Raw genomic sequence first — 17624 nt, forward strand, 5'->3', positions numbered from 1 at the left:
CTACGCTAACAGCGAGATTTATCAAGAGTTTTAGACTTAAGTTAACGCCTTACTGATTACAGTGCTCCTGCGGCTGTTTGGTCAAAAACGCCGCCGCTCAAATGAGTTGTGACATTCATCGCTTGTAATACCGGCAAACCATCGGGGCCGTGGGGATAATCTATCACGCTAACGGCTCCGTTTCCTTGTTTGAATTTCCAGAAATGTTCTGGTTCCAAACCGAATAGGTGGCAGAGAATTGCTTTGTTAATGGCGTCGTGAGCAACGACAATCCCAGTACCAGAAACTGATTGTACAATTTCTCGCCAAGATGCGATCGCCCGAGCCCAAACTTGCTGCAAATTCTCTCCTTCGGGCATTTGCACTGTTTCAGGAGATGTTTTCCATTCCTCTAGCAAACCCGGATAGGATGCTTCTATTTCTGATTCAAACTTTCCTTCCCAAAGTCCGTGGCTGATTTCTCTCAACTCGTCGCGGAGTTCTAGTTGCAAACCGCTGTGATATTTGAGAATAATTTCCGCAGTTTCTTTTGGGCGCAGCATGGAACTGCTGATCGCAAAATCTAATTTTACATCCTTGAGAAATTCTGCTGCCCGCCGGGATTGTTCGCGGCCGTTATCGTTGAGAGGCACGTCAATTTGCCCCTGAAATTTACCTGCTTTATTCCAGTCTGTTTCGCCGTGACGCACCAGCAACAATCGCGGGCCTTTGTGTCCGTCCCTCGGTTTTGGAAAAATTTCCCCGGTATGGGAAGTTAAATTCACCGATTCTAATTGAACTGCAACTTTCTTTTTTGGTTCTCCTGCTTCGTCGTTACTCACAGGGGAAGTTCCAAAATTAATGACACTAATTCCGCAATTTGACTGTTGAATTGATTGATAGTAATCCGGGGTAATTTCCGACGCGGTGGCGATGAGAGCGCGGTTGATTCCGTTGTGACCTACTACTAGAATTGTACCGTCCTGGTGGCGCGATAAAAGTTCTTGCCAAAAATGACGAGCGTTAGCAAAAATTGCCAATACGGGAAAGTGTTCGATTTCTCCGTCAGCAGATGGCAGTTTCATGGAAAATTTGTCTGGCTGTCTTTGCCACTGCTGATATGCTGCAGGGAATTTGTCGATCGCATCTTGGCGCAACATTCCTTCCCACAGAGGCAAATCGATTTCCATCAAATTATCAGTTGGCTGGAGTTGTGGGGGATTTGTCAAGCGCGACAGGATGATTTCGGCTGTTTCTTTGGCTCGTTTCAGGGGACTTGTATAGGCGGCATCAAAGGCAATACTGCTGAGTGTGTCGCCTACTTGCAGGGCAGCGCTGCGGCCTGCTTCTGTCAAAATTGATTTATCGAGGCGGCCTTGGATGCGGCGCTCTTGATTGTAGGTGCTTTTGCCGTGACGGACTAAGATAATGCGAGTCATTCGATTTTAGATTTTAGATTTTAGATTTTAGATTTAGCCTGCTACCCCGCTGCGGTTGCGCCGTGCGGATATTACCTCATACATCGCGGGTGCTTATGCCGCACTACTCCTGTAGGGTGCGCCATAAGCACCGTTGGGCTAAGGTGTGAACCTTATGTATACATGGCGGAGCGAGGATTTGTGGCGTAAGTCTTGTTGAGCCGAGTCAAAAAGATAAGCCAGTGAAATTTTACCAGTTGTCGGGATACTCTCGTCTGCAACGACCTATGATTAAAGACGGAAAAGATTTAGCCACGGATTCGCGCGGGACGGAAAAGCAGGAATGACATTGAAGCGGGTTATTTTAGGTATTTTAACGGCGATCGCGATCGCCTTGGTGGGTTTATCTTTAGTTGCTAGTTGGAATCAGCCACAAATTCAAAGCCGGCTGGAACTCTACCAGACAAATTTGCTGCTTCACGCCTCCGAGTGGCAAGGAGAAAATAATCAGAGTGCTAATTTAAGTTCGGCGCGCAACAATATTGTCGGTACAGATCCTTTAAATACGGCTTTGACGCAGTATCAAGAAGCGCGAGACTCGACTCGCAAAACTCTCGAAACAACTCAAGCACAAGTTAAAGAAATTCAGTCTGCCATCGCCTCTAAGTCCGAGGATAATACTCTGAACGTGGCTCAAAATAAGGCGGCGTCAGAGTCGATACAGCAACAGTCAGTGCTGCTAAACGAACTTGACTTGCGCTTAGGAATTTTGCAGCAGGCAAGCAGTGGAAAAACTCAGGCGGCGCTCCAAACTTGGACAAATTTAGTTGAGCGCTACAAAACTCAGATAGATTACGACTCTTCGGTGGTAACTGCTAAAGTTTTAACTGGAATTTGGAGCAATCCGGCTCAACTGCTGCCGGATGCCGAGCCGAGCATTCAAAAGTCTTTGGATGGTTGGTTTCGCTATCGCGCTCTCGCTCAACTTTACAAGCTGCAAGAACGTTCTAAAGAGCTGGCGGCGCTGCAAGCCACAGAGCAAGCAACGGCTGAACAAGCTATAGAAAAGTTGGCAATTATAGTGGGCGTTCCGGCGATCGCACTTTGTATTGGTACGGTTTTGCTGGTGGGTTTGACCGTGCAGTGGCTGTTGCAGCGGAAGCAGTTAGATACAGCAGGTTCCGGCCCGGTGTTGGCGCGAAATGCCAGCTTGACTTGGGATGTGCCTTGGGATGGTGAGATTGTTTGGCAGGTACTTGTGGTCGGCTTTTTCTTTGTCGGGCAAATCTTGATTCCCTATTTATTGCTGCCTGTTTCTCTGGCTGTTTTAAAACTCAATCCTGCTACTTTTGACCCGCGGGACAAGGCTTTTTATATCTTTGCTACTTATTTGTTGCTATCGGCTGGGGGGCTTTCGGTACTGTATTTTTCGGTCAAGTCTTTTTTGCCTTTGCCTGAAGGTTGGTTTCGGATTAATTGGCGGGGAAGTTGGTTTTTGTGGGGTTTTGGCGGCTATTTTGTTGCTTTGCCTTTGGTAGTTTTGGTGTCGCTGATTAATCAGCAATTTTGGCAGGGACAAGGTGGCAGTAATCCGATTTTGCCGATCGTTCTTGAAGGTAGGGACAACGTGGCTTTGGCGGTGTTTTTCGGCACTGCTGCGATCGCCGCTCCGGTTTTTGAGGAAATTGTGTTTCGGGGCTTTCTGCTGCCTTCTCTGACTCGCTATTTGCCTGTTTGGGGGGCGATCGCAGCTTCTGCTTTCTTGTTTGCGGTGGCTCACTTGAGTGTCTCTGAGATTCTGCCTTTGGCGACTTTGGGTTCGGTTTTGGGGTTTGTGTACACGCGATCGCGCAATCTCCTCGCTCCTATGCTTCTCCACAGTCTTTGGAACAGCGGTACTCTCCTGAGTCTGTTTCTTTTGGGCGGCGGCGCGAGTTAATTGGGGCGGTTGTTAATAATTGTGAATTAATCGAGTTTTTTTGAGAGCGATGGTCAGGGCGATCGACTCTTGCCAAAAACAGCACTAGGGCGTTCGGTGCGCCCCTTATATCTAGCCCGGTAAAATAACCGGAATTCCTATAGGGGCGGGTTCACCCTAATCTGTAATATCAGCAACAGATCCAGATCAGCCCGCCCCGGTTCCTTACTTTAGCGGAAAAACAGGGTTTAACATGGAAGTAATATCTTGTCGGCTGATGATTGAGAGACTCACCCGGGCGATCGCACCAAGCGGAAGTTGACAATCCGGCTAATTTATAGCTAAATTTTAATTTAGGATGAGGCTTAAACCCAATGAGCAATTTGAACAGCCGCAAGTTAGAGGGAACGCCGAGTTGGATGCGTTTCGCACCCTACGCAGCCTTGGGCCTTTTAATATTTTCTATCAATTCAGGCAGCGAACTCAATTATTTTTTGAGAGGCTACTTGGTGATTCTACAGGCTCAAGTCGGTATAGTTCTGCTGTATTTTGCGATGTCTAAGTTTCGCAAAAACCCAAATAAATGAGTAAAAATTAGTAAGATTACTTAAGTCGATCGTTCCAGGTCGCGCATTAAAAGTCGATCGCGGAAGTTAAAATAAAAAACTGGGGAAATTAAAAATGGTAAAAGATAAAACCGTAGCAGTTGTGTTAGCTTTCTTTGTAGGAGGTTTCGGAGTTCACAAATTTTATTTGGGCAATAACTTAGCAGGGGTATTATACTTGCTATTTTCTTGGACATTAATTCCGTCACTGATCGCATTTTTTGATTTTATCGGCCTGCTGGTGATGTCGGAACAAGCTTTTCAGGTACAGTACAATGGCGGTACGTTGCCGTCTGGGTATGTCCTCAGAGCGGCAAAAGATGTAACAGGGGCGATCGGCGAATTGAAAAAACTTTACGATATGGGCGCAATTACGGCCGAAGAATATGAAGAAAAACGCCAAAAATTGCTGCGAGAATTGTAATTAAGAAGGAAGAAGGAAGAAGGAAGCCCACTGTTAAAAAAGTGGGATTGAAATAAGTGTGAGATCACAGCTATTTAATTAAGGATAAAATTAAAGTGTCTCAAGATTTATACTGGCTGCGTCAAACTCCTAACTGGGTGTGGTATGCTTTTATTCCCTACTTCGGCGGATTGGCGATCGCCTATGCAGGTCAAAAGTCAAATATTCGCAGTTGGATGGCATGGGGTGTTGCCATTACTTTAGCAGCACTAGCGGTATCTTCTTCAGTTAATTTAGGTACGATCGTTTGGATAGCTCAAATTGTCACTGCTTTTAGTTTGAAAAAGCGCTATCTGATCAAAACCGCACCCAGAGGTATACTGGTTCCTGCAACTGCAACAAATGCCGAAGAACTGGCAAACGTGCGTGGCAAAATAGATATTAACGAGTGTACCAAAGACGATATGGTCAGAATCTTGGGTTTGCCGATCGTCTACGCCAACGATATTGAATCTTTGCAAAACGAAGGCTACATTTTTACCCACGCCGAAGAGTTATCAGAAATAGCCGGAGTTCCCGAAAGCCACGTCAGACGCATCGCCCCGATGATTTGCTTCAGCTACAATTATCAAAAAGAATCGCAGTTTACTTGGAAACGGTTAAATATTCTTTCGCCAGAAGAGTTAATCGCCAGCGGTTTAGATCGGGCGGTTGCCGAAAAAATAGTTATAGAAAGGCAGAGAAAAGGCGCTTACAAATCAGTTGTGGAAGTCAAGCGGCGGACTGGACTGCCTTTTGATTCATACCGCCATATTTGTTAATTGGCCGTTGTTAGCACAAACAACTTATGACAACAAAATTAGAAGTTGACCGACAAAAATTGTATGATACAGATTACCTCCGATGGATTGAAACCACTGTGGAAAAGTTGCGGGTTCGCGACTATTCAAACATCGACTGGGAAAATCTGATTGCAGAAATAGAAGACATGGGGCGAAGTGAACGCCGGAGTTTAGAAAGTAATCTGGTGGTAATTCTCCTGCACTTGCTCAAGTGGCAATTTCAACCGGATCAAAGAAGCGGTAGTTGGAAAGGCAGCATTGTCGAACATCGCAGACGCATTCGCAAAGCTCTGAAAGATTCCCCCAGTCTCAAACCCTATCTGGAAGAGGTGTTAGTTGAATGTTATGCGGATGCAGCAGAACAAGCAAGTGCTGAAACTGGATTGCCTGTAGAGAGGTTTCCGCAATTATGTATCTACACTTCGGTTGAGGTTCTAGATTCTGAATTTTTGCCCGATTGTCTGCCAGATGAGATGATTCAAGGCTAGTAGGGCAAAAAACTCGATCGCCTCCTGGTAATTGACATTAAATGCACCTGCTGGGAAAAATCTCCCCCAGAAGGCGGGCTCAGCGAAATTATAAAAAAAAGTATTTATCCTCTTGACATTTACACAAAATAATGATAATTAGATATATTGTGAAACTCCTACTTTTTCCTAGCATCAACTCCAAGCCAGGGTAAGTTTTCAAGAATCTACCTTAAATATCAGTGGTAAGCTATCTGAATTATTATTGAAATGCAAAACGACACAATAGTAGCAGTACCGCTAACATCAAATTATGTCTGACTCTCCTCCATCCCAAATCTCCCCAGAACCCGCACCGGAAAGTGCTGCTACCGAAAACCGCACTGCCAAAACTCGGCAACTGTTGGGCATGAAAGGGGCCGCTAGCGGGGAAACTTCCATCTGGAAGATTCGCTTGCAACTGATGAAACCGATTACCTGGATTCCCCTGATTTGGGGCGTGGTGTGCGGGGCGGCCTCTTCTGGAAACTATGTTTGGAATCTAGAGAATTTCTCGATCGCAGCAGCTTGTATGTTGATGTCAGGGCCGTTGCTGGCAGGGTACACTCAAACTTTGAACGATTTTTACGATCGCGACATCGACGCCATTAACGAGCCCTACCGTCCGATTCCCTCCGGTATCATCTCGATTCCCCAAGTAGTAACGCAAATTTTGCTATTATTAGCCGCTGGCATTGGGGTGGCTTATGCTCTAGACTTATGGGCGGGTCATGAATTCCCGATAATGACTGTTTTGACTCTCGGCGGCGCGTTTCTAGCTTACATATACTCTGCGCCACCGCTGAAACTCAAGCAGAATGGCTGGTTGGGAAATTATGCCCTGGGTGCTAGCTACATTGCCCTGCCTTGGTGGGCTGGTCAAGCTTTGTTTGGTACACTAGATCCCACCATTATGATATTGACCCTGTTTTACAGTTTGGCAGGGCTGGGAATTGCGATCGTCAACGATTTCAAAAGTGTTGAGGGCGATCGACAATTAGGGTTAAAATCTTTGCCAGTGATGTTTGGCATCACCACCGCAGCTTGGATTTGCGTGTTGATGATCGACATCTTTCAAGCTGGGATTGCAGGTTACCTGATCAGCATCCACCAAAACCTTTACGCTGTCATTCTCCTACTGCTGATCATTCCCCAAATTACTTTTCAGGATATGTACTTTTTGCGTAATCCCCTGGAAAATGATGTTAAATATCAGGCAAGTGCTCAGCCTTTCCTGGTTTTGGGTATGCTGGTAGCAGCTTTGGCACTGGGTCATGCGAGTTAAGCAGAGTTTTGAGGTTTGAGTTAAAGAGTTTTTAATAAAAAAAATCTAATTCAATTATCAAAACAATACCAAACTCCGCAGCGTTAAGAAAAGTTTTGAATTTTGAGTGGTGAATTAAAAAGTTTTTAATTCAAAAAATCTAATTCAAGGCAGCGTGTTATTCAAGAAAAAATGTCGAATTAAAAATTAAGAATTTAAGAAAGCTAGCTTTTTTAATTTTTAATTTTTAATCGGACTTGATGAGGTTTGAAGGTCTGAACGTGGCAGAATTTTTCTCAAATATCAAAGATACATTGAGCAAAGTCACTAACGCAATAAGCGGTAATTCCGATCGAGAACCGCCGAATGCTGCGAAGGGCAATAAGCTCAACTCGCCGAAATCAGAGGCGGAATTTTCTCCAGGGACAACGGCGGCAGGATCGGAGTATGTGGTAGAAGAAGATCCTGCACCCCTAGAAGAGTCGGAATTACATTGGGAATTAGACCCGGAACTTCAAAGGTATCAAATAGTTAAGCGCGATTGGGAAGGGTTGAAGCGCTTAATCGCTTGGTTGGAAATTGAACCTCAAGTTACCACTTTGCAAACCAAGGGAAAAAAATTGTTGCGGCCGGGATTGAGTTTGCGGGGAACTAACATACCCCAAAAATCGGATAGTAGCGAATTGCCGGAAAATAGCGCACCGCAAAACACCGAATTGCAGAGATATACGGAACTACAGGAAATTAGCGCACCCCAGGAAATTAGCGCACCCCAGGAAAATACTAAAAAACGGATCTCTCGCCGCCCTAGATTTTGGATAGGTTTAGGTGTTCTCAGTATAGGCGGGGGCGCTTTAATCTACGGTTTATGGATTTTGCACACCTTAGACAAAGGTTTGCCAGATGTTAACGATTTGTCAGAGTTTAACCGCGACGGAACCCTAACAATTAAGGCGGCAGATAATACGATTTTGTTGCAGTCGGGGCCTGCAACTAGAGATAAACTGAAACTTAAAGAAATTCCCGAACTGTTGGTTAAAGCTTTTATTTCCATAGAAGACCGCCGTTTTTACAAACATCGTGGGGTGGATTATCAAGGTATTGTGCGCTCAATAGTTTCTAATTTGATAGAGAGAGATTTAGTGCAGGGCGGTAGTACAATTACGCAACAATTGGCTCGCGTTGTTTTTCTCAATCAGGAAAGAAGTATTAGGCGGAAGGTTCGCGAAGCTCTTTTAGCTCAGAAAATAGAGCGGGAGTTGACTAAAGACCAAGTTTTAGAAAGATATTTAAATCTAGTTTATTTGGGTTCGGATGCTTACGGGGTGGCGGATGCGGCTGTGGTTTTTTTTAGCAAAACAGTCGATAAATTAACTTTGGCAGAGATGGCAACTTTGGCGGGTTTACCGCCGGCACCAAGTGAATATTCGCCTTTGGTTAATCCGGATATTGCTAAGCAACGTCGCAATGTTGTGCTGCAACAAATGCAGGAAGCCAAGGTAATTACAGAGGCTCAGGCGAAGGAGGCGATGGCGGAACCTATGGTGGTTAAACCCAGTCCGCCGAAGCGATTTAAAGTAGTCGCACCTTATTTTGCTAGTTACATTCGGAAGGAATTGCCGCGCTATGTTTCTAAGGATGCTTTGGAAGCGGGCGGTTTGACTGTCGAGACGACGGTGGATTTGAAGTGGCAGAAAATAGCGGAAAAGGTGGTTAAAAATGCGATCGAAGTTGATGGCCGCAGTCAGGGTTTTGAACAAGCCGCTTTAGTTTCTATGGATACTAAGACTGGGGAAGTTAAGGCCCTGGTGGGTGGCGGGAATTTTAAGGAAAGTCAATTTAATCGCGCTACACAGGCTTTGCGGCCGCCCGGATCGACGTTTAAAGGGTTGGTTTATGCTGCGGCGATGGCGGCTGGTTTTTCTCCCTATGACAGTTACGAAGACGAACCAATTATTATCGACGGCTATCAACCGAATAATTATGGCAAAAAATTTAGCGGTTGGCGATCGATCTCTGATGCTTTGACGCGTTCGGTGAATGTCGTAGCTGTGAAGGTGTTGATGGATGTGGGGTTTGAACCGGCGATCAAATTAGCCCACGATATGGGAATTAAGTCTAAATTGAGTCCGATTTATTCCCTGGCTTTGGGTTCTTCGGAGGTGAATTTGCTGGAGTTAACCAATGCTTACGGTACTTTAGCAGCGCAAGGGAATTTTATTGAAGCCCACGGAATTACTCGGGTGATTAATCAGCGGGGAGATGTGATTTATCAGGCTGATTTTAAACCGAAGCGGGTTTTGGATAAGGATAGTGCTGCCATTACTACTTGGATGTTGGAGGGTGTTGTGCAAGACGGTACGGGGGGGCCTGCTGCTTTAAACGATCGCGCTGTAGCAGGCAAAACCGGTACTTCGGAAAATGTCAGGGATTTGTGGTTTATCGGTTATATTCCACAGGTTGTGACTGGGATTTGGCTGGGGAATGATGACAATTATCCGACTTGGGGAACTAGCGGTACGGCGGCGTATAATTGGCGTGATTTTATGAGTCAAGCTGTTAAGGGAATGCCGGTGGAGAAGTTTCCGAAGTTGCCGCAGTTGGAGGGCCGCAAAGGCAGTATTAAGGCTAAACCGGTGCACCCTAATAGGATTATTCGGGGGATGATTGTGAATGAGGATGGGGCGATCGTACCTTACAATCCTAATCCTGAACCGAAGTATTACCCACCGCAAGAGCCTGCTTATCAAGAGCCTGCTTATCAAGAACCGCGATATTAAACTATCCGTTTGTAGTAAAGACTTTAGTTTTTTTTCAATTGCTTTAGCTTTACCATAAAAAAGCCGTCCATGTGATGTCTGTGCGGCCACACTTTCACCCATCCTTCGGGTGATGGCTGTACGGGTAAATCAATGGTTGGCGGTTCTATTTGCCAGTGAGGATTGCTGTCTAAGAACGATCGAATAACTGTTTCATTTTCCAAGGGATGAATTGTGCAAGTGGCATAAACTAATACGCCACCGGGCTTGACAAAGGTCGCTGCATTTGCTAACAATTCCGATTGCAGTTGAGATTGTTGTTGAATGTTTTCGGGCGTGTGGCGCCAGCGGGCGTCGGCGCGGCGGTGGAGGGTTCCGAGGCCAGAACAAGGTGCGTCTAGTAAAACTCTGTCTGCGAGGTTAACAAACTCTGGGAAATGGCGGCTGTCTCCGGTATGAATTTTAATGGATTTCATCTGGAGTCTGTCGGCATTTTCTTTAAGTTTTTTGAGTCTGCTGGCGGTTTTATCGCAGGCATAAATAGTGCCTTCATCCTGCATTAATTCGGCGCTGTGGGTGGTTTTTCCCCCCGGCGCGGCGCAGGCGTCGATGATGATTTCCCCTGGCTGGGGCGCTAGTAAATGGGTGACTAATTGAGCGCTGCTGTCTTGGATTGTCCACCAACCTTCGCTGTATCCGGGGAGGTTTTGAATTGCGCCTATGGTGCCATTTAATCTTAATGCTTGTGGCAAGTGCGGGATTCTGCTAACGCTGATGTTTTGGGATTTGAAGGCGGTTTCAATTTCGGCGATCGAGCTTTTTAAAGGATTGATTCTCAGGTCAATTGTGGGGGATTGGTTGAACCATTCACAGAGTTGTTCGGTTTCGGTTTCACCTATTTGTTCGAGCCACATTTTTACCAACCATTCGGGGAAGCTGTGCAAAATTCCTAGGCGTTCAACGGTTGATTTATAATTAGTAACTGTTAATGGGTTTAAGTCGTTATCTGTTAAACGGATGTATTGGCGCAACAAACCGTTGACAAAACTGCTGAGTCCTGAAAAGCCGTTTTCTTTTGCTAGTTGAACGGTGGTGTTGACGGCGGCGGAGGGGGGAATCTGGTTGAGATATTCGAGTTGATATAAGCCTAAATGTAAGATGGTTCGGAGTTCTGGCGGTTGTTGGGAGGATTTCTTTGTGGCTAGTTTGTCGATGATGAAGTCGATTGATCGCATTCTCCTGACGCTACCGTAAACTAATTCAGTCACTAAACGCCGATCGAGGTCGTTGAGTTGAGAATTGCCGAAAGCGCGATCGAGTGCGGCATCTGCGAATGCACCGCGGCGGTGGACTTCGCGGAGTGCGAGAAAGGCTATTTGACGGGGATTTTGCATAACATATTACATAAAAGGACTTACACAATGTTAAGTGTATAGTGTAAATTGCTGCTTATCTAAATTATTGCAAGTTTAGTTTTCAGCTTATTCTGGTTTGGTTGACACCAATGGTTCTAATAAATTGCGTTCTTCTATGGCAAGTTCTAGCAAAACTCGTCTGTCGCCCTTGGTTTCCTTATAGCGGACAGCCGCATTCAGCAGGCGGATGGGAATTTTGAATTCTTCGTAGTTGCTGGTTAGTTCTTGCCACAATTCTAACCAAGTGCGGGCGGCTTTGTCGCTGACCATTTCTGACATTAGCGTGGGAATGTTTCCCACAATTCCCTGTCCTAAGAGTGAGAGATATTCGTATTTTTTGTAAACTGCAATCAGGCTGGTGATGCGAGTTTGAGATATCGCTATATCGTGCGTGTTGATGAACAGGTTGCGGATAATTAAATCGGCATCTTCTGCATAAGCTTCTTCGCCTGGTTCTAGGCGTTGGAATGCGTCGTCTAAGGCGGCGATGCCTTCATCCCAGCGATTCAATCCGAGAATGGCAATGGCACGGTTGAAGAAGACAGATGAAGATTGATCACCAAGTTCGATCGCTTTATCGTAAGATCCTAAAGCTTCTTCATAGCGGCCGAGTTTGCCTAGCACCCAGCATCGGCTATACCAAGCCCACTCATAATTGCTGTCAAGTTCGATCGCCCGATCGTAAGATGCTAAAGCTTCTTCATAGCGTTTGAGGTTGTCAAGTACATCACCTCGCATACCCCAATACCACTTATCATTTGGGTCAAGTTCGATCGCCCTATCAAAGGATGCTAAAGCTTCATCATAGCGTTTGATGTTGTCGAGTACATCGCCTCGCTTAGCCCAAGCCCACTTATAATTGGCATCAAGTTTGATCGCCCGCTCGTAAGATTCTAAGGCTTCATCATAGCGTTGGAGGTTGTTGAGTACATTGCCTCGATTAGCCCAAGCCCACTGATAATTGGCATCTAGTTTGATCGCCCGATCACAGGATTCTAAGGCTTCCTCATACCGTTGGAGGTTGTCGAGTAAATCGCCTCGCTTAGCCCAAGCCCACTGATAATTGGCATCTAGTTTGATCGCCCGATCACAGGATTCTAAGGCTTCCTCATAGCGTTGGAGGTTGTCGAGTACATCCCCTCGCTGAACCCAAGCCCACGGATCATTCTCGTCAAGTTCGATCGCGCGATCAAAGGATTCTAAGGCTTCTTCATAGCGTTCAAGGTTTTTGAGTATATCGCCTCTCCTAACCCAAGCCCGCGGATCATTCTCACCAAGTTTGATCGCGCGATCAAAGGATTCTAAGGCTTCTTCATAGCGTTCAAGGTTTTTGAGTATATCGCCTCTCGTAGCCCAAGCCCACGGATCATTCTCGCCAAGTTCGATCGCGCGATCAAAGGATTCTAAGGCTTCTTCATAGCGTTCAAGGTTTTTGAGTATATCGCCTCTCGTAGTCCAAACCCACGGATCATTCTCGCCAAGTTCGATCACCCGATCAAAGGATACTAAGGCTTCATCATAGCGTGTGAGGTTGTTGAGTACATTGCCTCGTAAAGCCCAAGCCGACTGATTATTGGCATCAAGTTCGAGGGCCCGATCAAAGGATACTAAGGCTTCATCATAGCGTGTGAGGTTGTTGAGTACATTGCCTCGTAAAGCCCAAGCCGGGAGATAACTGGCATCAAGTTCGAGGGCCCGATCAAAGGATACTAAGGCTTCATCATAGCGTTCGAGGTTTTCGAGTACCTCGCCTCGTAGATGCCAAACGATTTTATAATTGGAATAGATTTCAATAGCTTTATCTAAACATTTCAAAGCTTCATAATAGCGTTCTAGCTTATTTAAGCAGTATCCTTTTACCGACCAATCCTTTGCCTGACCGCGACTTGCTACCAATTTTTCCGCATATTCTAAAGCCGAAACATAGTCTTTCTGTTCGCGACAATTTTCAATTTCATCAAAATAAGCCTTCCGACGCGGATCTTCCTCATTTCTCTCAATAGCCTCAAGCGCCCGCGTATAATATTCTCTTTCCATCACAGCATCAGGTGGAATCGGTTTCAAACCTTGCCGATACATAAAATGACTTTCTTTCTCCGCCATATCAACATCCGGCATCCTTAATCCCAATCGCTGCTGCAATTCTTTCCGCCTATACCAAACCCGAATAAAATCCACAATTAATCGAATCGGTTGATTTCGCTGCTTCTTTACCTCCAGACAAAAACGCATCAATGGTTCCCGCAATTCATACCAGGATTCCCGTCCTATCTCCTCAGTTTTTACATAACCCTTATCTCGCAAATCTTTAAGTTGGCTAGATACAGTTCGCTGCTCAATAAAACAGCGTTTAGCAATTTCTTTGACTGGTGCAGCACCACCTCGATCGCACAAAAAATCAACAATCTTTCGCTGCTGATTTGATAGATATTTCATCCGATCCTGATAGTAGGGCGTGAGGCTGTCCAGCATTTCCATGAACGGTTCTACCAATTTATCGAGCGATTCAGGAGTCATCAGAAAAGCCGAAAAAACAATGTAGACGCGAGGACTGCCACCAGAAAGGTAATGCACAACTTTAATGCGATCGCGCCCTTTTGGAGTTTGAATAAAAGATGCTAAATCACTATTCCCTTCTAACTTAGCAATGTGATTTAACAAATCTACAGCATCATCGACGTTAAACTCATTTAATATATGTGGATTGAAAGAGCCATAAAAAGGATGATCATAGAGTTTGACTCCATCAAACAAACTTTGTGATGTCGCCAAAATCGTCACAAACGAATAATTTTGAATGTACGCCCTCAACTGCTTTTGCCCGAAATCCCCCAACCCGCTAAACACGTCCTCTAAATTTTCGACAATCAACAACAGCACCCGCTTGCCAACAAAATTTTTCAGCAATTCTGCCGCCTTAAATTCAGCTTGTTCCAGCGATAAATCATAAAGCTTTTCAACCTCATCATATAACTGAGCTTGATATACTTCTGGATCTTCTTTAGCAATTGCCCGGAATATTCCCCGCAATAAATCTAAAAAAGACGCAATCCCCCATTCCTCTTCGCGCAGCCACGCAATTAGCAATTTATCCTGTAAATCGTCCATTTTAGCAACGCGATGATAAATCAGTGAAACTAAGTGCGTTTTGCCAATACCGCGCGGTCCAATTAGCAGTTGAAAATGCTTGTTATCTGTTAGCGCGCTCACCCGAATTAGCTCTACTAATCGTTCTGCTAGTTTGTGACGTTGTACTAAGATAGCTTCCAGGGTTTCTGGTGCCATTAAGCTAGGAGTAAATCGAGAGATAAATGTACTTTTCATGGATTGATTCAGTTGGTTATTTAGTCCGGCAGGGAATGAATTCCCTGTCAGACTGTCGGACTATCGGACTGTCGGACTGTCGGACTGTCGGACTGTCGGTTTAAAGTTAAGCCTGGGAACTATGAGAATATCAACATCTCAAAGATTTCCAGTATTTTTGAATCAGCGGGTAGCGAAATTGAAATCCCAAATCACCCTTTTGGATATAATAATCCTGCTGCAAAAGCCTTAACACATCCCTCGCTATTTCCTTGTCTTGAGTTTCTGACTCTTGCTTGAGACGATCGAACAATTCATCAAATAACAAAGGCTGTTCTGCAACTGCCAAAATATCCAGTAAATTCACAGCATAAAGATACTGCGAATCTTTATAATATATCTTAATTCGATCGCCCTAATGTTGCATCTTCCACGGATTCAGCGGATCGTTAAGAGAATCAGCAATTATTGTTTTAATCGCTGGTATATCCACCGAGCTACCGAGCATTTTTACTTTAGCAATTAATTGGTGAATGTAGAAGGGAATATAATTAACTTCGTCAGATATAAAAACCGCTGTTCCTTGAATGTCAGGTGTAGCAATGTTCTCACCTTCAAGCAACCGTCGGGCTAAATTAGTGGCATTTTTAGGAGACAGCGGCGGCACATCTTGGACGTACATATCATTAGTAGGATCGTTCGTATAGCCAGATTTTTTGAGAGAACCAATGACATGATGCAAGCCAATTGAACCTGTATAAACCATTCTGACAGCAGGGTACATCTGGCGGATTGAGCGCAAAGTATCCAGCAATTCCATCGCCGATTTCTCGCCGATATTACCGAGCATATACGGCACTTCATCCCAAAAAAAGATGATAGTGGGGTCTTGATTTTCTACCAAATCTGCGATCGTTTCAGTCAGCAATGCTTTCCAGTGAGGGGCGGCAATTTCGGGTAACTTGAAACCGCTAAATTCTGTACCTCCCAGTTGAGTTAGCAATGCGCGAGTCTTCTTAGCATTGCGCTTAAAACCTGTTAAATATTCTTCGACATCCTTAAAGACAGTTTCGACAAATTCTAAGGGCGATCGAACAAATTCTAAGTCATGATAAATAGGCAATTTGTTTGATCGAGGCTCCGCGCACATCTTTTGAATTACCGAAGTTTTTCCCATCCTGCGCTCTGCACTCAAAATCAGGCTTTGCCGCTCTAAAATCTCCCACAAACCTGAAATTAGCTCACCCCTGCCGATGACTTCCGCCGGAGCAATTTTTCCCCCTGGATTCGCTTTCATATTCTCTCCTTAATTATATTTTTGAAATCTAGTTTTTTTATTGTACGTCAAATTTGACGTATATCAGGAATCGACAGACAAAATCAATTAACTGGTTCCCCGGCAGAGCCGGGGAATCGATATCCAGGGGCTCTGCCTCGCAAGTCTAAGACTCGCAGGAGGCAGAGCCTCCAAATCTACGTCCCCAGGCAGAGCCGGGGAACAAGAAAAAATCTCAAAAATATTCCTTAAGACTTGTTACAATACACAAAACTTCATACTTTCCCCAACACTGGATGACCTTTTTCAACGCCTCCGAACCCCTAATCCGCAGCAAACAAGAACATCTCGATGTACAAGACCTCGAAGGCTTGTTGCGAATCCACTGGCAAATCGGGAACATTACTCCTTTCTCAAGATTTTATACCCGCATCGACCAAACTTTTCTGCTTTGGGGTTTGGTGACGGCGGGGATTTTTTTCACCGCTCAGTTTGTCCCGATCAGTTGGAGCTTTCAGGCCATTCTGTGGTCAACTTTGACTCTAATTGGCACTGCGACAATGGCCGTTTTGACTTTGTTTTGGGTAAGAGTCGAGCGAGTTAGCTGGATTCTTTACTCTTGGGCGATTTTGATGATAACTGGTTTGGTTCTAACTGATTGCAGTATTTTTGCCGGTTGGGGAGGTTTGTTGCTGCACCTTTGCGATTTGTGGTTGGGGTTGAGCGCGATCGGCTATTTTTGTACGGGACTCGGTTTGCGCTCGCGCACTTTTCTCCTGATTGGACTAACTCATTTATTTAGCATCCCTCTCTTAACTTTTGTTGCACCTTGGCAATATCTAACCACAGGAATAATTATGGCTGGCTGTTTGTTGTTATTGTCCGAATTGCAGTGGGATATGCGATCGCCGATCGACAATACTTTGCTAAGCGAAGAACAGAAAGAATTTAACCGAATTCAACAGCAAATGCGGCAGAGTGGCGCGATTATATCCAAATAAATCACCAATGTAAAGAATTCTGTACAAGAGCTAACACTTCCCCCAAATCCAACACAATAGAAAGATACAGCATAAATAAAAAACAAACTTTAACCAGAACAGGTGTTTTGCTGTTTTACCTGTGAATCGCCAACCTTAGGGGAACGGTGTCCGGGAGGCGACTGGCTAACAATGCTGTACTTGCGACTATAAAAGTTAATTCCGGTTGAGAGTAGTTGTTAAAACAAAAAAAGTGGTGCAGGGTTTTTACCGTTTCCCCTGCTTCGCAGTCTCTGAGGATAGGCTAAACCCTCTACTAGAACAGCCCGACGAGATTGGCACAAGTTTTGACAGTTACTCATACCGATTTATGAGTTCAGTGTTGAAGAAAATTGAGGAAATGCTCGCCTAGGAGCATTGCAGGACTTAGGATTAAATAAGTCCTGCTTTAGTTTGGGAAATTTAAGTTCGGTTTTACTCTGACGTGCGTTTTCGCAATATCTCCCTTACTTGCATTAAAATCTGGCCCAACATATTTTTGCCGCTGCCATCTTTACCGCAACCCCAATAGTAATCAATAGGGGAATTTTCGACTATTTCCTCATCCGCCGTAGCGAGTAAAATTTCTCTAATTTCGGGATGAGTTTCAAATTTTCGGAGTACGGCTTTTCTCATGATATCATCTTTTACTTCTTCCCAATCTTTGCGGAGAGGAAGAGAGCGATCGCGCCCCCTAATCGCCGCTTCTTTCGGCGTTTTTAGCAGACGAATTTGTTTAACATGAGGCGTAGTCGCAAATTTTTGCGATTGAAAGTAATGCTCCGTAGTTGACCAGTATTCTCCATCTATAGCAATCCTAAATCATTATCAAGACTATGATATAGCATTTCTTACAAAGGTGAGGTACAATAACAGCAGTGAGTAAACCAATTCCAAATATTTGCTGATGTAACTTC

At 44.8% G+C, this 17624-nt stretch carries 13 protein-coding genes and 1 pseudogene; 8 read left to right on the forward strand and 6 right to left on the reverse strand.

The features are described 5' to 3' along the window. Window positions 1–56: 56 nt before the first annotated feature. Complete coding sequence (locus QUA40_RS15965) at window positions 57–1418, reverse strand: histidine phosphatase family protein (RefSeq protein ID WP_333127454.1); 1362 nt, start codon at window positions 1416–1418, stop codon at window positions 57–59. A gap of 322 nt (window positions 1419–1740) precedes the next feature. On the opposite strand from QUA40_RS15965, the gene QUA40_RS15970 reads away from it, so the two are divergent. The 7 genes from QUA40_RS15970 to QUA40_RS16000 all read left to right on the forward strand — a co-directional run bounded on the left by QUA40_RS15970 (window position 1741) and on the right by QUA40_RS16000 (window position 9715). Then, window positions 1741–3336 carry a type II CAAX endopeptidase family protein gene (locus tag QUA40_RS15970; protein ID WP_333127455.1) on the forward strand — a complete coding sequence of 532 codons (1596 nt, stop codon included), beginning with the start codon at window positions 1741–1743 and terminating at the stop codon, window positions 3334–3336. Window positions 3337–3689: 353 nt separating this feature from the next. Then, window positions 3690–3902, forward strand: a complete 213-nt coding sequence (locus tag QUA40_RS15975; RefSeq protein ID WP_333127457.1) for a hypothetical protein — start codon at window positions 3690–3692, stop codon at window positions 3900–3902. A 94-nt stretch (window positions 3903–3996) separates the two neighbouring features. Next, a complete protein-coding gene (locus tag QUA40_RS15980; RefSeq protein WP_333127459.1) occupies window positions 3997–4344 on the forward strand; it encodes an NINE protein in 348 nt (115 codons plus the stop codon). Between the two features lie 95 nt (window positions 4345–4439). Beyond that, window positions 4440–5144, forward strand: a complete 705-nt coding sequence (locus QUA40_RS15985) for a helix-hairpin-helix domain-containing protein (RefSeq protein WP_333127461.1) — start codon at window positions 4440–4442, stop codon at window positions 5142–5144. Between the two features lie 26 nt (window positions 5145–5170). Beyond that, window positions 5171–5653, forward strand: coding sequence for a DUF29 domain-containing protein (locus QUA40_RS15990; protein ID WP_333127463.1), 483 nt, complete (start codon window positions 5171–5173; stop codon window positions 5651–5653). A gap of 292 nt (window positions 5654–5945) precedes the next feature. After that, window positions 5946–6956 (forward strand): chlorophyll synthase ChlG, encoded by a 1011-nt coding sequence (gene chlG / locus QUA40_RS15995; RefSeq protein ID WP_333127465.1) that lies wholly within the window; start codon window positions 5946–5948, stop codon window positions 6954–6956. A 239-nt stretch (window positions 6957–7195) separates the two neighbouring features. Then, entirely contained in the window at window positions 7196–9715 is a 2520-nt protein-coding gene (locus QUA40_RS16000) for a penicillin-binding protein 1A (RefSeq protein WP_333127467.1), read from the forward strand. 23 nt (window positions 9716–9738) lie between these two features. Here the strand turns inward: QUA40_RS16000 and QUA40_RS16005 are convergent, their stop codons facing one another. The 4 genes from QUA40_RS16005 to QUA40_RS16020 form a co-directional block, all read right to left on the reverse strand. Further along, window positions 9739–11088 carry a 16S rRNA (cytosine(967)-C(5))-methyltransferase gene (locus tag QUA40_RS16005; protein WP_333127469.1) on the reverse strand — a complete coding sequence of 450 codons (1350 nt, stop codon included), beginning with the start codon at window positions 11086–11088 and terminating at the stop codon, window positions 9739–9741. 87 nt (window positions 11089–11175) lie between these two features. Then, window positions 11176–14433 (reverse strand): tetratricopeptide repeat protein, encoded by a 3258-nt coding sequence (locus QUA40_RS16010; protein WP_333127471.1) that lies wholly within the window; start codon window positions 14431–14433, stop codon window positions 11176–11178. 130 nt (window positions 14434–14563) lie between these two features. Further along, a complete protein-coding gene (locus tag QUA40_RS16015; RefSeq protein ID WP_333127473.1) occupies window positions 14564–14779 on the reverse strand; it encodes a hypothetical protein in 216 nt (71 codons plus the stop codon). 48 nt (window positions 14780–14827) lie between these two features. Continuing rightward, complete coding sequence (locus QUA40_RS16020; protein ID WP_333127475.1) at window positions 14828–15709, reverse strand: hypothetical protein; 882 nt, start codon at window positions 15707–15709, stop codon at window positions 14828–14830. A 275-nt stretch (window positions 15710–15984) separates the two neighbouring features. On the opposite strand from QUA40_RS16020, the gene QUA40_RS16025 reads away from it, so the two are divergent. Next, window positions 15985–16689, forward strand: a complete 705-nt coding sequence (locus QUA40_RS16025; protein ID WP_333127477.1) for a hypothetical protein — start codon at window positions 15985–15987, stop codon at window positions 16687–16689. A gap of 453 nt (window positions 16690–17142) precedes the next feature. On the opposite strand, the pseudogene QUA40_RS16030 reads toward QUA40_RS16025, so the two are convergent. Then, window positions 17143–17517, reverse strand: a pseudogene (locus tag QUA40_RS16030) (NADAR family protein); the annotation flags it as partial. Window positions 17518–17624: the final 107 nt, after the last annotated feature.

This window comes from Microcoleus sp. Pol11C3 (genome assembly GCF_036701485.1).
In the GTDB taxonomy this organism is placed as follows: domain Bacteria; phylum Cyanobacteriota; class Cyanobacteriia; order Cyanobacteriales; family Microcoleaceae; genus Microcoleus.

Bases quoted from the DNA above. Each gene is read 5' to 3' on its own strand.
- QUA40_RS16000 (WP_333127467.1), top strand. From the start codon at position 7,196: ATGAGGTTTGAAGGTCTGAACGTGGCAGAATTTTTCTCAAATATCAAA.
- QUA40_RS16005 (WP_333127469.1), bottom strand. From the start codon at position 11,088: ATGCAAAATCCCCGTCAAATAGCCTTTCTCGCACTCCGCGAAGTCCAC.
- QUA40_RS15975 (WP_333127457.1), top strand. From the start codon at position 3,690: ATGAGCAATTTGAACAGCCGCAAGTTAGAGGGAACGCCGAGTTGGATG.
- QUA40_RS15970 (WP_333127455.1), top strand. From the start codon at position 1,741: ATGACATTGAAGCGGGTTATTTTAGGTATTTTAACGGCGATCGCGATC.
- QUA40_RS16025 (WP_333127477.1), top strand. From the start codon at position 15,985: ATGACCTTTTTCAACGCCTCCGAACCCCTAATCCGCAGCAAACAAGAA.
- chlG (WP_333127465.1), top strand. From the start codon at position 5,946: ATGTCTGACTCTCCTCCATCCCAAATCTCCCCAGAACCCGCACCGGAA.
- QUA40_RS16020 (WP_333127475.1), bottom strand. From the start codon at position 15,709: ATGAAAGCGAATCCAGGGGGAAAAATTGCTCCGGCGGAAGTCATCGGC.
- QUA40_RS16010 (WP_333127471.1), bottom strand. From the start codon at position 14,433: ATGAAAAGTACATTTATCTCTCGATTTACTCCTAGCTTAATGGCACCA.
- QUA40_RS15980 (WP_333127459.1), top strand. From the start codon at position 3,997: ATGGTAAAAGATAAAACCGTAGCAGTTGTGTTAGCTTTCTTTGTAGGA.
- QUA40_RS15965 (WP_333127454.1), bottom strand. From the start codon at position 1,418: ATGACTCGCATTATCTTAGTCCGTCACGGCAAAAGCACCTACAATCAA.
- QUA40_RS15990 (WP_333127463.1), top strand. From the start codon at position 5,171: ATGACAACAAAATTAGAAGTTGACCGACAAAAATTGTATGATACAGAT.